Annotated in this window: 13 protein-coding genes and 2 other annotated features; of the genes, 5 read left to right on the top strand and 8 right to left on the bottom strand. The window is 49.0% G+C overall.

The window, feature by feature from the left end; genetic code table 11:
- Positions 1-46 precede the first annotated feature (46 nt).
- The 4 genes from MCG46_RS18655 to MCG46_RS18640 are packed head-to-tail and all read right to left on the bottom strand — an operon-like array spanning position 47 to position 6,322.
- Complete coding sequence (locus MCG46_RS18655; protein WP_240281318.1) at positions 47-1,780, bottom strand: flavocytochrome c; 1,734 nt, start codon at positions 1,778-1,780, stop codon at positions 47-49.
- A complete protein-coding gene (locus MCG46_RS18650) occupies positions 1,777-3,057 on the bottom strand; it encodes an extracellular solute-binding protein (protein ID WP_240281317.1) in 1,281 nt (426 codons plus the stop codon). The genes MCG46_RS18655 and MCG46_RS18650 overlap by 4 nt, the downstream gene beginning before the upstream one ends.
- Positions 3,054-4,823 carry a sensor histidine kinase gene (locus MCG46_RS18645; RefSeq protein WP_240281316.1) on the bottom strand — a complete coding sequence of 590 codons (1,770 nt, stop codon included), beginning with the start codon at positions 4,821-4,823 and terminating at the stop codon, positions 3,054-3,056. Before MCG46_RS18645 ends, MCG46_RS18650 begins: the two co-directional genes overlap by 4 nt.
- Positions 4,820-6,322 carry a response regulator transcription factor gene (locus MCG46_RS18640; protein ID WP_240281315.1) on the bottom strand — a complete coding sequence of 501 codons (1,503 nt, stop codon included), beginning with the start codon at positions 6,320-6,322 and terminating at the stop codon, positions 4,820-4,822. Before MCG46_RS18640 ends, MCG46_RS18645 begins: the two co-directional genes overlap by 4 nt.
- A gap of 311 nt (positions 6,323-6,633) precedes the next feature.
- On the opposite strand from MCG46_RS18640, the gene MCG46_RS18635 reads away from it, so the two are divergent.
- The 4 genes from MCG46_RS18635 (at position 6,634) to MCG46_RS18620 (ending at position 10,438) form a co-directional block, all read left to right on the top strand.
- The gene (locus MCG46_RS18635) at positions 6,634-7,638 is read left to right on the top strand and encodes an ABC transporter permease (protein ID WP_240281314.1); all 1,005 of its coding nucleotides are present in this window, start codon (positions 6,634-6,636) and stop codon (positions 7,636-7,638) included.
- Positions 7,635-8,603, top strand: a complete 969-nt coding sequence (locus MCG46_RS18630) for an iron chelate uptake ABC transporter family permease subunit (RefSeq protein WP_240281313.1) — start codon at positions 7,635-7,637, stop codon at positions 8,601-8,603. Before MCG46_RS18635 ends, MCG46_RS18630 begins: the two co-directional genes overlap by 4 nt.
- Positions 8,597-9,349: an ABC transporter ATP-binding protein gene (locus tag MCG46_RS18625; protein ID WP_240281312.1), complete on the top strand. Its 753-nt coding sequence runs from the start codon at positions 8,597-8,599 to the stop codon at positions 9,347-9,349. Before MCG46_RS18630 ends, MCG46_RS18625 begins: the two co-directional genes overlap by 7 nt.
- Before the next feature lie 123 nt (positions 9,350-9,472).
- Positions 9,473-10,438: a siderophore ABC transporter substrate-binding protein gene (locus MCG46_RS18620; RefSeq protein ID WP_240281311.1), complete on the top strand. Its 966-nt coding sequence runs from the start codon at positions 9,473-9,475 to the stop codon at positions 10,436-10,438.
- Positions 10,439-10,499: 61 nt separating this feature from the next.
- Here MCG46_RS18620 and MCG46_RS18615 read toward each other — a convergent pair whose 3' ends face one another.
- The 4 genes from MCG46_RS18615 to MCG46_RS18600 form a co-directional block, all read right to left on the bottom strand.
- The gene (locus MCG46_RS18615; RefSeq protein ID WP_240281310.1) at positions 10,500-12,128 is read right to left on the bottom strand and encodes a peptide ABC transporter substrate-binding protein; all 1,629 of its coding nucleotides are present in this window, start codon (positions 12,126-12,128) and stop codon (positions 10,500-10,502) included.
- A 176-nt stretch (positions 12,129-12,304) separates the two neighbouring features.
- Positions 12,305-12,512 (bottom strand) — a binding site (T-box leader).
- 135 nt (positions 12,513-12,647) lie between these two features.
- Positions 12,648-13,718, bottom strand: a complete 1,071-nt coding sequence (locus MCG46_RS18610; protein ID WP_240281309.1) for a linear amide C-N hydrolase — start codon at positions 13,716-13,718, stop codon at positions 12,648-12,650.
- 171 nt (positions 13,719-13,889) lie between these two features.
- Complete coding sequence (locus tag MCG46_RS18605; protein ID WP_240281308.1) at positions 13,890-14,252, bottom strand: DUF1344 domain-containing protein; 363 nt, start codon at positions 14,250-14,252, stop codon at positions 13,890-13,892.
- A 101-nt stretch (positions 14,253-14,353) separates the two neighbouring features.
- Positions 14,354-15,160, bottom strand: a complete 807-nt coding sequence (locus MCG46_RS18600; RefSeq protein ID WP_240281307.1) for a prepilin-type N-terminal cleavage/methylation domain-containing protein — start codon at positions 15,158-15,160, stop codon at positions 14,354-14,356.
- 138 nt (positions 15,161-15,298) lie between these two features.
- Positions 15,299-15,506: a binding site (T-box leader), on the top strand.
- Positions 15,507-15,542: 36 nt separating this feature from the next.
- On the opposite strand from MCG46_RS18600, the gene metG reads away from it, so the two are divergent.
- Complete coding sequence (gene metG / locus MCG46_RS18595; protein WP_240281306.1) at positions 15,543-17,471, top strand: methionine--tRNA ligase; 1,929 nt, start codon at positions 15,543-15,545, stop codon at positions 17,469-17,471.
- Positions 17,472-17,497: the final 26 nt, after the last annotated feature.

Genomic DNA, 17,497 nt, shown 5'->3' with positions numbered 1-17,497 from the left:
AATCACAAGTTGAGGTCGAGTTAAAAACCGGACATTCTGTTCAAGTTCAGGATATTGGCCGCGGCGGCTGAGCGGCAGCCTCCGTTCCGGCAATCCGTCCGAAGACGATACAGTCAGGAAACGAGTTGCCGCCCAGGCGATTGGCGCCGTGAATCCCGCCGGTCACCTCGCCGGCCGCATAAAGCCGGGGAATCAGCTGTTTCTTTTGATCGAGAACCTGGGCTTGTTCATTGATTTCAACACCGCCCAGCGTGTGATGCACAGTGACGGTCTTGGCGGTGGCGTAAAATGGTGGGTGATCAATTTTATTGATTAACGTTCTGCGCTGAAAGCGGGGATCGTACTGCTGTTCAACACTGCGGTTGTAGTCATTCACCGCTGCTTCCAGAACCTTGAAATCCAGTTCCAGCTGATAAGCCAGGTCTTCCAACGTATCGGCTTTGACCACTTGTCCCATCAGTACTAGCCCCTCCAGGAAGTCGCGGTCTTCCTGCAGCGAGGAAAAATCATCGTCGGCGAGGGAATAGACAAACCCGTGATCCTGCGCCCGGATCGCCTGGGCCAGTTCATCCCGGCCGGCATCCTCACGGATAAACCGATCGCCTTCGGTGTTGACCAAAATCCCATGATTGATCGCATTGGGAATGGAGTTGTGCAGTCCGCCGTCGTAAATATCCGCCATCGGATAAAGCTCTATATATTCCATGTCGATCAGTGAAGCCCCAATGGCGTGCGCCATGATAAGTCCATCGCCCACTGTTCCCGGCGTATTGCTGCAAAGCAGATCCCCGGTTAGGCTCTGATCATACTGCATCCGCATTTCCACATTGTAGCCGAAGCCGCCAGTCGCTAAGATCACACCCTGCCGCGCTTGGAACTGGATCGGCTGACGTTGCTGGACAGCCTGGACTCCGATCACGGCAGAACCCTCCTGAATCAGCGCTTTCGCCCGTGTATTCAGATAAAAGTCAACCTGTTCCCGAACACAGGCATCGCTCAAAACCTGAATGAAATCTGTACCGTTATGAGCCTTGGAATAATGACCGCGGGCATGCTCGCCGCCCAAACAGTTGTCGATCACCGTGTCGATTTCTAACCCCAGCTCCTGCAAAAACGCCAGACCCTCATCGGCTTGGGAAGTCAGGATCCGCACCAGCTCCGGTTTTGCTTTCTGATGACCGCCGTTGAAGGTTTCTTCAAAGAAAAGCTGTTCGCTGTCCATGATCTGCAAAGGATGCTGGAGCTGATCATCCACACAGTTATACATGGCGGTAGCCCGGATTGTATTGCCGCCCAGACTGTCGGCTTTTTCCAGCACCGCAACGGAAGCCCCCTGGCGTGCGGCGCTGACGGCCGCGGCTAAGCCAGCTCCGCCTCCGCCGATGACCACCACATCATAGATTTCTGAGGCTTCCTCTTGGACAGGCGGCGTTTGGGGGCGCGCGGCATAGAGTTGTTCCTCGGTAAAACCCTGCCGTTTCAACAAGCGCTCAATTCCTTTGCGCAGTGCTTCACAGGACTGGGTTGCTCCATTGACCGCATCGATCTGCAGCGTTTGATTTTCTAAAATCTGAGCGATGAAGTCGGCCAGGGCGGGATCTGCGATTTCCGGCGTATCCGCATGGCTCAGTACCTGAATCGCGGTAATGCGCTGATCTTCACTCAGCACTTCAATTTCCATCGGGCCTAAATAACCGTCAATTTGACAATGAGTGGAGGAAGACGCGCAGCCGCAGCACAAAATCAGACAGAGCGCGGGGATGATTTTCTTCAAGTTCATGCGGGTTCCTCCTGTAAATCCGGCAGCCGCTGATGCAGCCGCTCTAAGAATAGGGCATAAGCCTGTTCGCCATTCATTTCCGGCATGCCGATCATCGCTCGGACAGTCTGCAGATAAACTTCTTTCAGCAGCGCTTCGTTCTCTCCCGCCGGACGGGTCTGAACTTCCGGGAAAATCTGATCCAAATACATCTTGCCGATATTCTGACCGCCGAAATCCTCCATGATCAGATCTGAATATCCCTCTTCATTGTAAGCCGGACTGTAGCTGATCAAAGTTCCGGTGCCATGATTTTTGGCATAAGCCGCACCGGAAGGCGAAAGCAGCACTGTCTGCATGAATTCCCAGGCTGTCGCGGCATGGGTGCTGGTTTTGGGAATCGCCCAGACGGTACCGCCCCAGGCAAAGCTGCCGCTGGGCGCACGGGTAAAGCCCCAGGCTTGTCCGGTATGAAAAATACCCATGGACATCAGCCAGAGTGAGCACGGATAGAAAAACACCTGATCGGTTTCCAGCGAGTTCATCCACTGCGGCGAATACTGCTGCAGGGAGAAGACCAGGCCAGCCTCCTGCAGGGCGTCGAGAATCTGGAAGGCATTGAGGAAACGGTAGGGCTGAAGCAGCGTGTTGTCTTGAATATACGGCGTGCGTGATTGTCCAAACAACATCACGGCGGCATCTTCCAGTGAGGCAAACATGGCCCGATCTGGGAATTGTTCCTTGAACTTCATGCCCTTGCTGATAACATCGGCCCAGCTGCTGAAAACAATTCCCACCTGAACTGGATCCTCGGTTGCCAGAAACGCCTGGGCCACAGTGCGGTTATAAGCGACGCCGCTGGCGGATAAGGTAGCCGGCACAGCCCACAGATGACCGAGTTCATTTTCAAACTGAGCCAGACGAAATTCCAGAACTTCCTGCCGCGGCAGGAAATACGGAGAGGCTTCCAGATCGATAAACAGCTCGGCTCCGTTGATGCCGTCGAGCGTTTCACTTTCGAGAATGCAGATGTCCGGCAAGGGCTGATTGAGTGCCAGCGCCAGTTTAAAGCGCTGCAGATATTCACTTTTTTCAACGACGGTGTAATTAAGCGCGACATCGGGATGAGATTTCTGATACTCCGCAAACGCATCCGGCAGAAAATCATCCCAGCCCCAGACTGTAATCACTTCTTTCTGCGAGGGTTCCGGCGTCAAACGTGGGGCGGAAAAAGCGCTATAGAGAAAAAGCGCCAGCGTCAGGGTCAGCAGAAGAAAAACAATGCGATAGGCCTTCATTGTGGGAGCCCTCCTTTCTCTATGATCGGCAGATCAAAGATGAATGCGGAACCCTTCCCCAGCTCACTTTCGACGTGCAGCGTCACAGGATCGCCGTAAAGGAATTCCAGCCGTTCGCAGACATTGACCAGCGCAATCGCATGGACACTGTTTTTCTCGGCTTCCCGATGAGCATTCAGGGCGGCGGAGCCTTGTTCAATGCGGCTGGCCAGTTCGGCGCTCAGTCCCACGCCGTCATCACGAACCTCGACATGCAGCTGATCGTTTTGGCGCTGAATGGATAGCGTCAGCTGTCCGGGTCCCTCTTTGGGGATGATGCCGTGGAAAATCGCATTTTCAACTAACGGCTGGAGAATGTTTTTGGCGATTAGCAGCTCGTTCAGCGCTGGGTCGATGTCGTAAACGACGCTGAATTTCTGCTTGTAGCGATAATTCTGGATGGTGACATACGCCTCAATGACCGCTCGTTCCCGTTCGATGGTGTCCATCAACAGGTCCTCATGCACCGCCATGCCATCCTGAAGGATCAGAATTAAGGCACGCACCATATCGACAACCTCCTGATTCCCAGCTCGGCGAGCCATCACGATGACAGAGTTTAACGTATTGTAGATAAAATGCGGATGGATTTTGGAGATCATCATATCAAATTTCAGCTTCCTGCGGATTTTTTCATCCTCAACAGCCTGATCTAAAAGCTCATGTATGCGGACAACCATCGAATTGAAAGTATCGCCCAGCATTTCCAGCTCATCGTGACTGTGCAGGGTAATCTGGGTGTTCAGATCACCGGCGGCAAATTGATTCAAGCCGGCCGTCAAAGTGGATAACGGTGCGGTAAACTGACGGACAATGCGGGAGAGAATCATCACGAATAAAAGGAAGATGAGCAGCGAGAACAAGCTGAAAAACACGATCAGAAAGGACGCCTGTCCGCGCAGTGCGGCCTTGGATCGATAAGAGAATAAGGTATAAGGCGTACCGGCCACCGGACTGCTCAGCAGAAATCCGCCGCGAACCGACTGGAGCGAGGGAAAGGGCTGATCGTTGGCCAGTTTGTTCAGCTGTTGTTCATTCAGGCCAGAAGGGGAAGCGATCAGCACCGTCTGATTCTGCATCAGCGTGATTTCCTGCTGAGGCAGATTCCATGCCTGAATCATCGTTTCCAATTGCCGCAGATCAAGCAGAATCCACAGCTCTCCGATTTTCTGCTGGGGATGAACTAAATCGGCAATCGGCGTGTGATAAGCCGCCAGACGCAGCTGTTCCACGCCGGATTTCAGCAGGAAGGCTTCGGTAAATCCAGTCAGCTGTCTTGTTTTCTGAGATTGGGCAAGCGGATCAAAGGTATGATCAAGCGGATACAGGTTCCAGAGCACCTGATCTTCGTGGTGAATCAGCGCGCTGTGGATCAGATCCTGAACCGACAGCGTCCGGGTTAATAAATCCGCTGCCGCTTCCTTTTGGAAATAGTCCGGATCCGCGGTGTGGCAGAACTGCTGCAGCTGCGGATCGGCCAACAGACTGCGGGAAAGAACTGTCAGTTCACGGATAAAGCCTTCCAGCTGCTGGGCATTCTGGCGGAGCACCTGCGCATCTTTTTTCAGATTTTCCTGGGTCAGGATGTGAGCGAAGTATTGATAAGTGACAAAGCTGGTGACGCTGGTCATCACCAGAACCAATGCCCCCAGCGCAGCGGCCAGCTTTACCGAAAGTCGGGGCGGAAGCAGCGATACAAGCCAGGTCTTGATGTCTTTACGCTTCATACATACGGCTCCTTTAATACATCGCTGGGATAAACATGATATTTTTTATAAAATACGATCGCAAAGTATTGACTGGAGTGGAATCCGCATTGCCGGGCTGCCTCATAAATCTTGAGATCCTTTTGTTTCAAGAGCCGCATTGCTTTCTGCAGCCGCAGATCCAACAACATCTGCGCCAAGGTCATGCCGGTTTCCTTCTTTAACAGTTTGCTTAAATACTCGCGATTCATCTGCAGGGTCTGCGAAAGATCGTCAAGAACGTTTTCATCGGCACAGTGATCCTGCAGGTAGCGGATCATAAAGTCGGTTTTGCGGCTGGTCTGCGGCTGGGGCTGAAGCGGCAGCCAACGGCGGACAAAGTCGCATAAAGCCGGATAGGTACAGATTGTTTTCCATGCTGAAAAATCCTCAGACAATTCACTGATCCTTGTTCGCTTCTGAAGCTTTTGAAGCAGGAGCTTCACGGCCAGAAGAATCTGCGGCAAAGCCGGCCGAGCCTGATCGAGAGCGTTTAAAAACGCCGTTGACGTTTGGCACAGGCTAGCCTGAGTATCGATCTGAGCTAATTGAATTTCCCAATCCGAAGCCTCATACGGCATGGCATCCGGACATTCATGAAGCAGGGTGATGCGCTGTTTAGGAAAATAAAACAACTGATTCTGGCGCTCATTCATCTCATGATACAATCGGCGCAGTTCAGACAGATCCTGCGCAACCGGACTGACCAACAGCCCCATCGGAGCCAGAATGTTTTCCAAGCTCTTTCGCAGCGCAGTACAAAATTCATACGGAACACTGGCAAGCTGAGGATCGGCTTCCACAGCGATCCAGCATTCATTGACGGATTGGAGAAAAACAAGAAAAACAGCGGTTTTGCGCAAGGGCTGCAGGGCTTGCTGAAGCTGCGCAAAAAGGTGGTCGGTCTCTTCTGTTGCTTTGAAAGAGATCAATTCATGGAGCGAAGGCAGACGCCGCAGACAAACCAAACCGATTCCAGAATGTGGGCTGCTGAATCCAACGTCGGAAAAGTCAATGTGATCTCCGGTAAAAAGCAGCTGTCGAAACCGCGCCTGTTCATCAAGATAACGGGAAGTTCTCTGGCGTTCCCATTGCTCCCGCATGCCGCGCAGATTTTCGAGCAGTCCTTCTGCGGTCAGTTCGTGTTTGAGGATATAATTATACACACCCAGTGACACAGCTTCGCGGGCGTAATCAAAACGGGAAAACGCTGTCAGAAGTAGCGTTTGGATTTGCGGATCCTGTTGCCGCAGCTGCCGGATGAAAGCCAGCCCGTTTAACCGCGGCATTTCAATATCCACCAGCACCAGATCTGCGGGTGTCTGAGCCAGCCGTTCCAGTGCCTGTTCCCCATTGCCCGCCGTGCCTGTCAGAATGAAGCCCTCTGCTTCCCAATCGATCAGATCCCGCAGATCATCCAGTACAAGAAGATCATCGTCAACCAGAAAAACACGGCATAAAGAAGATTCAGTCTGTGTCATAACGCCCCTCATTTCCTCTGTCTTTCCAGTGTATCATAGTTCTTCGTTTCAGGCAAAATGGGCGGTTTTTCATTCAGGCGAAGACGAAGTTTCGGTGCTCTTCTGAAAGATCAGTTTTCAAGATTTGCAAAAACTGCCATACGAAAGGAGAAAAGGGAAGCTTGCGTTTTTGGCTGGAACATGGTAGACTGAACAAGCTTAAGGTTAGATGCGACTAACAAATGGAAAGATAGAATCGAAGGGCCATCGACTCTTTTATTTTCACGCTTAAGTTAGTTTAAACTAACAAATATTCAGGAAAGGAGAATGCTATGCTTCTGCGAGTTAAAAGTACGCTGATCTTAACGGCGCTGCTGATGGTATGCGCAGCCGCTTCCTTATTTATCGGCGTTGTGGATTTCAGCGTGATGGACATATTCAGCGGGAATTGGGAAGCGTTTGAAATTCTGATGATTTCGCGCCTGCCGCGGCTGTTGGCGATTCTTTGTACGGGCATGGGCATGAGCGTTGCCGGTTTGATCATGCAGCAGCTGTGCATGAACAAGTTTGTATCCCCGACGACCGGCGCGACAATTTCCTCGGCCCAGCTGGGAATTCTGTTGGCGCTGTTGTTTATGCCGGGATCAACCCTATGGGTACGCGCCGGCTTTGCCTTCACGGCGGCGATCGCCGGAACGTGGATCTTCGTGGCGCTGATTCAGCGGATTCAATTTAGGGACGTCGTGATGGTACCGCTTGTCGGGATCATGTTCGGCAATGTGATCGGCGGCATTACGAATTATCTGGCCTATAAATATGAAATGACGCAGGCGCTGTCCTCGTGGCTGGTCGGCCATTTTTCACTGGTGATGAAAGGCCGCTATGAACTGGTCATGCTGGTGGTGCCGCTGATCGCTGCCGCTTTTATCTTTGCCAATCATTTCAATATCGTAGGCATGGGCAAGGACTTTTCAAAAAATCTCGGCGTTTCTTACAATGCTGTTTTGTTTCTGGGACTGACGATCGCGGCCATGATCACCGCCAGTGTCGTCGTTGTCGCCGGCAGTATTTCCTACATCGGTTTGATCGTTCCCAATCTGGTCACGATGTTTAAGGGCGATAAACTGCGCGGGACGCTGACGGATACAGCACTGTTCGGCGCGCTGTTCGTCCTGATTTCTGACATGATCGGCCGGGTTGTGATAGCTCCGTATGAACTGCCGATTGAGCTGATTGTGGGCGTTCTGGGCAGTCTGATCTTTCTTGTCCTGTTATGGATGCGGCTTAACGGCAAGGGTCGATTCATCAAAAAAGCGGAAGGAGGCTGCAAGGGATGAAACAGCGCAGTTTACAGATCAAAGCTCTGATTTTAATCGGCCTGGCTGTGCTGGCGGTGATCGGCTATCTGACGATCAACGTCAATCCGAAATATGCTGCCTATGCGATGGAGCTGCGCGTGCCGAAACTGCTGGTGATGCTTGTGACTGCCTTCTGCATCGGCGGCGCTTCGATTGTCTTTCAGACTTTGATTCAGAACAAGATCGTCACGCCCTGCCTGTTGGGCATGAATTCTCTGTATGCGCTGATTCACACAGCGGTGGTGTTCTTTCTCGGTTCCGGCAGTCTGATCGCCCGGCATCCGCAGCTGTCGTTTGTCGTCGATCTGGTCATCATGAGCGGCGCGGCGATTTTGATCTATGGGACATTGTTTAAGAAAATGAAGCATCAGATTTTATATGTGCTGCTGGCAGGCACGGTCATGTCGACCTTTTTCTCCAGCATGCAGACAACGCTGACCCGGATCATGGATCCCAATGAATACGACGCTTTGTTAGGCTCATTAGTCGCCAGCTTTTCCAACGTTAATTCCAGCCTGCTTTTGATTTCCACAGTGCTGATCACAGGCGTCCTTGTCGTTTTGCGGCGGGAACTGAAGCTGCTCGATGTGCTGGCGCTGGGAAAAAATCAGGCAGTCAATCTGGGCGTTGACGTGGACAAAACCAACCGCCGGCTGCTTTTGGGCGTGACGATTCTGATCGCAATTGCGACGGCATTGGTCGGGCCAATTTCATTTCTGGGACTGATCATCGCCAATCTGTCGCGGCAGCTGTTTCAGACCTACCGCCACAGCTGGCTGATTTTCGGTTCGGCGCTGCTGGGCATGATCGTCCTGGTCGGCGGTCAGCTGGCCGTGGAACACCTGTTTGCTTACAGCATACCGATCAGCGTATTGATTACGATTGGCGGCGGTTTCTATTTTTTGGTTCTGTTATTAGGCAAAGGGAGGCAGCAGGTATGGTAATTCAGCATCTGACAAAACAATATGGCAAAAAACGAGTTGTTGATGAGGTGAGCTTTGAGATTCCGCAGGGTCAGGTATTGTCATTAATCGGTCCTAACGGGGCAGGAAAATCGACCGTCATGGGTATGATTTCAAGACTGGTCGCCAAAGATGCCGGTCTGATTCACTTTGAAGGTCAGGATCTGGCGAAATGGAACAGCCGTGAATTATCGAAGCGGCTGGCGATCCTCACCCAGTCCAACAATATCCAAATGAAACTGACGGTCCGGGAGCTGGTCAGCTTCGGCCGGTTTCCGTACTGTCAGGGCCGGCTGCAGCCGGAAGATCAGGAAAAAGTTGACCAAGCGCTGGCTTATATGGAGCTGGATGCGATTGCCGATCAGTTTATCGATGAATTGTCCGGCGGGCAGCGGCAGCGGGCGATGATCGCGATGGTGATCGCTCAGGATACCGATTATATCTTGTTGGATGAGCCCACCAACAACCTTGACATCTACCATGCGACCAAGATGATGAAAATTGTCCGGCGGCTGTGCGATGAATTGGGGAAAACGGTAATCCTCGTCCTGCATGAGATCAATTACGCCGCGTTTTACTCGGATTATATCTGCGCGTTTGTCGAGGGCAGGGTAGCCCACTTCGGAACGGTGCAGGAAGTAATCACCAAGGAAAATTTATCAGAAATCTACGGCGTTGATTTTGAAATTCAACAGGTCGAGGGCCGGCCGTTATCCATTTACTATTAATCGATAAGAAGCGGACTTGTCAAAAAAAGGGGGATTATGCTTAAAAGCGGAATTGCGATGAAACGCATCCAGCGGCAGGCGCATCCCTGCGATTCGAAATTAAAAACAAAAGGAGCAGAAGAAATGAAAAAAATAACAATATTCCTGTTGGCAGCACTGCTGACACTTACCGGCTGTGCATCAAAACCAGAAAAGGCCGGTCAGTCGGAACAGAAGCCGAATGAAACGATGACAGTGACAACCCTGAACGGAAGTCAGGAAATGATCTCCGTGGAAGTGCCGGTCGATCCGCAGCGGATTGCCGTGTTGGATATGGCGGTTTTGGATATGCTGGATAACTGGGGCTTGGGCGATCGCGTTGTCGGGATGCCGAAGTCATCTACGGTGGATTATTTAAAAGCTTATAATGAAAATGAAGCCATTGCCAATCTGGGAACCTTAAAGGAAGTCAATATGGAAGCGCTGATGGCCAGCGAGCCGGATGTGATTTTTATCAGCGGCCGGCTAAGCGACCAATATGAAGCGTTGTCTAAGATTGCTCCGGTCGTGTATTTGAGCACGGATGCTCAGCTGGGCGTCGTGGAAAGTGTAAAACAGAATGCCATGAAGGTCGCTTCCTTATTTAAGATGGAAGAAAAAGCGGCTGAACAGCTGCAGCATTTTGACAGCCGAGTCGAAGCTCTGCGCCAGGCAGCCCAAGGCAAAACCGCGGTGATCGGCATGGTCACTAGCAGCAACTTCAATACTCTGGGCAATGGAAGCCGCTGTTCGCTGATCGGCAATGAAATTGGTTTCACCAATTTGGCGGACGATGTGGATTCAACGCACGGCAATGAGTCTTCCATGGAACTGCTGGTCAAGCTGAACCCGGAATACATTTTCGTGTTGGATCGGGATTCTGCGATTAACACTGAAGGGGCAAAGCTGGCTGAGGAAGTGATGAACAACGAGCTGACCGCCAAGACGTTAGCGGCGCAGCAGGGACATATTGTCTATTTGACGCCGACGGTCTGGTATCTGGCAGAAGGCGGGATTACCGCGCTGGATGTGATGCTTCAGGATTTGGAAGCGGTACTTTTAAGCGAGTAAAGGAAAAGGATGGATTTCCACTGTTTTATGGAAATCCATCCTTTTCTCTTATACGGAGAGATTATTGCAAAGTGACATAACCGTAGAATGGCGTTGTTCCCTTCTTTGTCGCATTCTGGATCTTTTCACTTTTAAGAATCGGCGTGTTGTAGCTGAACAGCGGAATGACGTAAGCCTGTTCTTCCACAAGATATTCTTCCACCGCGTGCAGAGCTTCCATATATTCGGTGTGATCAATCAGTGCCGCGGCCTCGGCTACCATTTTGTCATAAGCCGGATCATCCACGGCGGCTACCACTTGCTGACCGGTTGTCCACAAGGTCAGAAACTGAGAAGGATCATCACTGGCCGTGTAGCCATAACGGGAAAGTTCAAAATCACCATTGTCAATCTGATTATAGAAGACACCGGATTCAACGACTTCCAATTCACAGTCGATCCCGATATTTTTCCACATCGCTTCGAGAATCTGAGCAACATCGGAATGGATAAAGGAAGAAGAATACTTATATTTGATTTTCAGCGGATGAGTTTCATCATAGCCGGCTTCCTTTAACAAGGCTTTCGCTTGTTCTGGATCATAGGCCTGCATTGTTCCTTTCGCATCGGCTTCCTTCCGGAAATCCTGATCAATCCCATTCAGACCGGCAGGAACATAGCCGCCCAGTGCCTGGTAGTATTGTTCCGGTCCCAAGGTTGAAGCCAGAGCCTGTTTGTCGATCGAGATCGCCAGCGCTTTGCGCACTTTTGCTTCTTTCAGTGCTTCCGGGGCAGTCGCTCCGGAATTGAGAGCGATGAAATAAGAAGTAGGTGAAGGGATATTCCAGACTTCATTCTGATTTGGATAATTGACGCCGACATCAACAGGAACATTCAGTGCCACATCAATTTCACCGTTTTTATAAGCTAACGATTGAGCATCACTGTCAGGCATGACGAGGAAGGTGATTTGATCCAGCGTGATTTCGTCAGCTTTGTAATAGCTGTCATTTTTGACGATCACCGCTTTTTCATTTTCATTGCATTCGGCCAGCTGATAGGCTCCAATGCTTGGATAACCAGGCTTTAATGCCCAAGTTGAATCATGCGCATCCGCAAAGTCAGCTCTGAGCGGTGCCCAGACATTGCCGGTCAACAGATTGATAAAGAAAGCACACGGTTGTTTTAAATTCAGTACCAGCGTGGAATCATCCGGTGTTTCAACACCTTCAATTTCAATCGCGGAGGCATCCAGATCGGTGTTGGAAGCAATCTCTTCCGCGCCTTTGAGATAGGTTGTCAGATTGTAGATCGCCCAGGAATTATCGGCTCCATAAGTCAGATTTCGTAAAATCGCGTATTTGAAATCCTGGGAGGTCAGGGCCTGACCATCGCTCCAGGTCAGACCTTCCTTTAATGTTAAGGTGTAGGTCAGTCCATCTTCACTGACGGTGTATTCCTCAGCCAGCTCCGGAATGACGGTGCCATTTTCATCTTTAGTCATCAGGCTGGAAACGGTATGAGCTAAAATGTAATTGTTGACAGTTTCTGTATTGTAGCCGGGATCCAGCGTGGTGATCTGGCTGCCGACGGCAACGGTAATGGCGTTCTGTGCTGTTTGCGGAGTTGGCGTAGATGAGGAAGGGTTAGAAGAGCAGGCAGTGCTTAGCATTAATAAGCCTGCGCAGAGAAGTAAATTGATTTTTTTCATGTTCATTTTCCTTTCTTGAGTTTGAAGCATCTGGATTAAGCAAGCATCGTCGGTAACGCTTCTCGGGATGATGGGTCGGGCGATTTCGGTTGTCAACTTGAAACTGTACTATCTGGATCATCCTCTCACTCCTTTCCAGAACCCATTAGGGAAAATAAAAATCGTCCCCAGCCTAAGCTAGAGACGATGGATTCGCGGTGCCACTCTAATTGCCGGTCTGTCCGGCCTCCTCAGATCCTTAACGCGGATAATCGGACTTTCCTACTGGTTTCAGAAAGCCATCTCCCAGATGCGTTTTCATCAGAATCAGTACCGCTGACCTTCCACTCTGTATCAGCTCGCTGGGGTTTTGTTCTGACTACTTTTTCTGTTCCTCGATGTTTTGTTGTTCTTAGTGTATGCGAAGAATGAAAGAATGTCAACAAGTTTTTGAATAAATTTTCATTTTTCAAGAAAAAGTTTTCAACGGGTAAAACAAAAAACTCCTTGTCTGGCAAACAGACAAAGAGTTCATTGAATTTAACGGCTGAGAGAAACCTCAATCACCGTATCATAATTTCTTCCTGCAACGATCTTTGCGGTCTTTTTTGTATTGTTATACACAACCGACCACTGCGTAGCGGTTTGTTTTCCAGTATCCTCACTGATCTTATCCTGACTGACAGCTTGGAGCAGGTCCATGGACTCCATTTCGGATAAGATGCCATGATTCTGAGTCAGCGTGTTTTCAAGAATTTCATAGCGATCCTGACCCTTGCCGAAACCATAGACATCTTCACTGATCAAAAAATTGGTCAGATATTGTAATCCATCTGGTTCTTTGCGGATGACACGCAATTCATTGTCAATGTATTCAATAACGGCGCTGTTTCCCTGAGCATCAGCCATCTGGAAATGATAAGAAGCATTGGCAGAGGCATGCATATCCATATTTTCAAGCATCGCAATCGCTTCTTCGACATTGGCAGCTTTGTCTAAAAGCCAGCGCATCGCCGAGGTCGTAGTCAGATCCAGCTTGTCAGTGTTCTGCTGGGTGGGTTCATCTTTGATCAATAAGACGCCGATTGAAAAGCCCATTTCATTCATGCCGTCCATCATGACATACGGAGCAGCCAGACTCATGATTCCTGATGCAAAATTATCCGGCAGCTTATCCGCATCGTAACCTAAAACTGAAATATTCGCGACTGACAGTGAAGCATAGCCGTTTTTCGGATTCGTTTTGACGATCATGCTCGGAACATAATTCAAGTCATAATTCCGACCGAACAGCCAGTCCCCGTCTTCTGTTTTTGCCTGAAACGTACTGCAGCCAAAATCCGGAATATTGAACTTCAAAGGAAGTCCTTTTAAGAGATTTCCGACCACGAAGTTAACCAATTCAGAATCGCTGGATGCTCCGCCGGATTCCACCAGTTTGTCCAAACCGTAATCAGCTTTGTATTCGATTGAATACATCCCGTAATCATCCACTTTTTTAATCGAAGCGATGGTCTGAATTTCCTTGCCGAACATCAGTCCAAAAGCTGCGATCACGATGATCAGAACAGCCAGTAGGCCTAACAACAGGCGTTTGATTGTTTTTTTCATAGTTCCTCCAAATAATTTGATATACAAAACATTAAGCATTCTACCACTGATGCTGGGGGATTGCAAGTGTTTTGTAATACAAAGAATATTTGAGAGCGTAGAAGCGAAGACTTCGGTTTATTAAAAGACAACACATAAAAAGGTCAGCAAGCTGACCTTCGCAAACAGAGTTTATTTTATTTTCTCAACCTTCACGGTATTTAATTCGCTGTCGCCAGTAAGACTCAGTTCTCCGGTATAGGTAACCTGAACCTGATCCCCATCCTGAATTCCTTCCAACGTTGTTCCTTCTTCTAATGGAAAGACATAAGCATCTTGACCGTCATCCAATACAAACATGACATTTTTAATCTCGCTGATCTTGCCAGTAATTGTTTTCTCTTCCGATCCAGAAGTATCCGGACTTTTTATCGGTTCTGAAATTTCCGGACTGGGGGTAGCTTCCGGAGTCGGGCTTGGTTTCTTTTCCTTTCCGCAACCGGCAGCACTGAATAACAGTATTGTTGTTAAAGCGATCATCCATAATTTTTTCATCTAATTTCCTCCTGCACCCATCAGGGGCTTACAGAAGATTAGAGAAATTCATCAGGATAAAAATTGATGAACGGGAAGAATGTCATGGAGTTGTAAGAATTTTATTCGGTATATTCAACAGGCTTCCAACCATTTTTTTCCATTTTTTCTTTAACTTCTGCCCAACTTTGATTATTGATAGGGAAGGATTTGGTGCCAGTATACCAACAATTCTCATCTTGATCATAAATAAGATTATAGTTCCAATTTCCATTCGCTTCACTAGTTGATGCAAAGATAATTGCATTTTCAGGAGAGATGTCGCCGTAGCCATAATGATTGAAGCAGATTTGTATCTTGTAATCTCCATCAGGCAGATTCGCAGCTTTGACAATGTCATCACTTAACGATGGCCAAGATCCGCCATAAATTTCATTTTTCATAAAATTTCGGAGTCTGTCATTATTTAAAGTAGGAAACCCGGTAAGATCTTTTATAATGTTAGGATTGGTTGTTTTTTCGTCTAGTAAAAAATTCATGAATTCTAACATTGCGCTCTGAATCCCCTTAGGAGTTGTATCTAAATTTCCTGAGTTCGTGCTTCCATGTTTGGAGCAACGGATTAAAGTTACCAAGCCTTTGATTTCAACAGCACTCAATTCCCCACCGGAAGAACACTGCGGTTTAGAAATAAAATATTCATCATCTTTATTAGCTAACAAATCCTTAGCGGAAACAGGTTCACCTTTTATTTCATAGGCTTTATACATCTCCATCACCTTCTGGCGGGTCTGCTGACACTGAACCTCAGCTGCAGTGGAAGTGAACCCGGTTAACCTTGGAACCAATATTAATAACAAAGCGACCAGGATCGCAATGACGACAATTAACTCAATTAACGTGAATCCACGCTTCTTCTGTTTTTTCATAATTATAACCTCGCCTCTGTAATAACCATTATAGCATGCTTTATCAGTGAAGAGGTAGTGAAACAAACGTAAGAAAAAAGCAGGAATGGCAAAGAATAAGGCTTTACATCGGCGATTTCTGCTACTATAATTAAGGACGTAAAGGTAGAGAAAAGAAGAGTAGCTTTGAAATTTTAGATTTAGAGAGCCTGGTCAGGTGAAAGCAGGACTGAAAATCAAAGTGAACATGGTCTTGGAACTGATTATCCGAACAGCGTAGGATAAGACGTGACTTCGCGTTAAGAAGCAAGCGCATATCGAAATGATATGAAGTAAGGTGGTACCGCGCGAAATCAGCGTCCTTTCAGGGACGTTTTTTTATTATAAAAAAGGAGGAATTTTTGTGAGCGAAAAATATTACATTACAACGGCCATCGCCTACACCTCAGGCAAGCCGCACATCGGCAATACCTATGAAATCGTGCTGGCTGACAGCATTGCCCGCTATAAGAGAATGCTGGGATATGACGTATTCTTTCAGACCGGAACGGATGAACACGGACAGAAGATCGAGGACAAAGCCAAAGCTGCCGGGGTAGAACCGCAGCAGTTTGTTGATCAGGTGGCCGGTCAGATTAAAGAAATCTGGGATTTGATGAATACATCTTATGATAAATTCATGCGGACAACCGATCCGGAACATGAACGTCAGGTTCAGAAGATCTTTAAGAAGCTCTATGATCAGGGAGATATCTATAAGTCTGAATATGAGGGCTGGTATTGCAAACCATGCGAATCCTTCTTTACCGAAAGCCAGATTGTGGACGGAAAATGCCCTGATTGCGGCGCACCGGTCGAAAAAGCGAAGGAAGAAGCCTATTTCTTCCGCATGAGCAAGTATGCCGATCGGCTGTTAAAGCACATTGAGGAAAATCCACAGTTCATTCAGCCGGAATCCCGTAAAAATGAGATGATCAACAACTTCATTAAACCGGGACTGCAGGATCTGTGTGTATCCCGGACTTCGTTTACCTGGGGTGTGCCTGTGGATTTTGATCCGAAGCATGTCGTGTATGTCTGGATTGACGCGCTGACCAACTACATCACGGGTTTAGGCTTTGACTGCGACGGCAATCATGGAGAAAAGTTCAAGCGTTACTGGCCGGCTGATGTTCATCTGATCGGCAAGGATATTCTGCGCTTCCATACAATCTACTGGCCGATTATGTTGATGGCGCTGGATCTGCCGCTGCCGAAGCAGGTGTTCGGTCATCCATGGCTGTTGGTGGGAGAAGGCAAAATGTCCAAGTCCAAGGGCAACGTCATCTATGCGGATGATTTAGTCCGCTACTTCGGCGTAGATGCAGTACGTTACATCATGCTTCACGAAATGCCGTTTGCCCAGGATGGCACAGTGACCTATGAACTGATGATTGAACGGATTAATTCGGATCTGGCCAATATCCTCGGCAACCTGGTCAACCGCACGCTGTCGATGACCAACAAATACTTCGGCGGGTTGGTGCGTAAGACGCAGATCAGCGACCCGATTGATGAGGAATTGATCGCTCTGGCGAAAGCGACGCCGGCCAATGTTCAGAAAAAGATGGATGAGCTGCGGGTGGCGGATGCTATGGATGAAATTTTCGCACTCTTGCGCCGAAGCAACAAATACATTGATGAAACCATGCCATGGGCGCTGGGCAAGGATGAAACGAAAAAAGACCGCCTGGCCACGGTGCTGTATAACTTGCTGGAATGCATTCGGATTGCGGCAATTCTGCTTGAAAGCTATCTGCCTGAAACATCAAAGGCGATTCTGGATCAGCTCCAGACCCAACAGCGCAGCTATGCTTCCGTACTGACTTTCGGCCAGCTGGAAGACGGCATTCACGTTACGCCGAAACCGCAGATTCTGTTCGCGCGGATTGATGAAAAAGAAATGCTGGAAAAAATTGAAGCCGATCAGCCGAAGAAAGCAACGGCCAAGCCGGTCCAACCAGCGAAGCCGCAGATCACGATCGACGACTTTGCGAAGATTGAAATGAAGGTCGGGCAGGTCTTGGCCTGCGAAAAGCATCCGAAAGCCGATAAGCTGCTGGTCTCTCAGATTGATATCGGTGAGGAGAAACCGCGGCAGATTGTCAGCGGCATCGCGGGCAGCTACAAGCCGGAACAGATGGTTGGCAAGAAGGTTGTGGTCATTACCAACCTGGCGCCGGCGAAACTGCGCGGGGTTGAATCACAGGGTATGATTTTAGCCGGTATGGGCGATGATCAGATCGAAGTGCTTTCCGTTGAAGCTTTACCGGTGGGCAGCATCGTTCGCTGACGAAAACTGATGTTTGATGAACCGTA

This window comes from Holdemania massiliensis (genome assembly GCF_022440805.1).
Classification (GTDB): domain Bacteria; phylum Bacillota_I; class Bacilli_A; order Erysipelotrichales; family Erysipelotrichaceae; genus Holdemania; species Holdemania massiliensis_A.
Note: the sequence above shows the minus strand (reverse complement) of the source record. Positions and strands in the feature narration are given on the sequence as shown.

Coding starts and splice junctions, on each gene's coding strand:
- MCG46_RS18655 (WP_240281318.1), bottom strand. CDS start 1,780: ATGAACTTGAAGAAAATCATCCCCGCGCTCTGTCTGATTTTGTGCTGC.
- MCG46_RS18650 (WP_240281317.1), bottom strand. CDS start 3,057: ATGAAGGCCTATCGCATTGTTTTTCTTCTGCTGACCCTGACGCTGGCG.
- MCG46_RS18645 (WP_240281316.1), bottom strand. CDS start 4,823: ATGAAGCGTAAAGACATCAAGACCTGGCTTGTATCGCTGCTTCCGCCC.
- MCG46_RS18640 (WP_240281315.1), bottom strand. CDS start 6,322: ATGACACAGACTGAATCTTCTTTATGCCGTGTTTTTCTGGTTGACGAT.
- MCG46_RS18635 (WP_240281314.1), top strand. CDS start 6,634: ATGCTTCTGCGAGTTAAAAGTACGCTGATCTTAACGGCGCTGCTGATG.
- MCG46_RS18630 (WP_240281313.1), top strand. CDS start 7,635: ATGAAACAGCGCAGTTTACAGATCAAAGCTCTGATTTTAATCGGCCTG.
- MCG46_RS18625 (WP_240281312.1), top strand. CDS start 8,597: ATGGTAATTCAGCATCTGACAAAACAATATGGCAAAAAACGAGTTGTT.
- MCG46_RS18620 (WP_240281311.1), top strand. CDS start 9,473: ATGAAAAAAATAACAATATTCCTGTTGGCAGCACTGCTGACACTTACC.
- MCG46_RS18615 (WP_240281310.1), bottom strand. CDS start 12,128: ATGAAAAAAATCAATTTACTTCTCTGCGCAGGCTTATTAATGCTAAGC.
- MCG46_RS18610 (WP_240281309.1), bottom strand. CDS start 13,718: ATGAAAAAAACAATCAAACGCCTGTTGTTAGGCCTACTGGCTGTTCTG.
- MCG46_RS18605 (WP_240281308.1), bottom strand. CDS start 14,252: ATGAAAAAATTATGGATGATCGCTTTAACAACAATACTGTTATTCAGT.
- MCG46_RS18600 (WP_240281307.1), bottom strand. CDS start 15,160: ATGAAAAAACAGAAGAAGCGTGGATTCACGTTAATTGAGTTAATTGTC.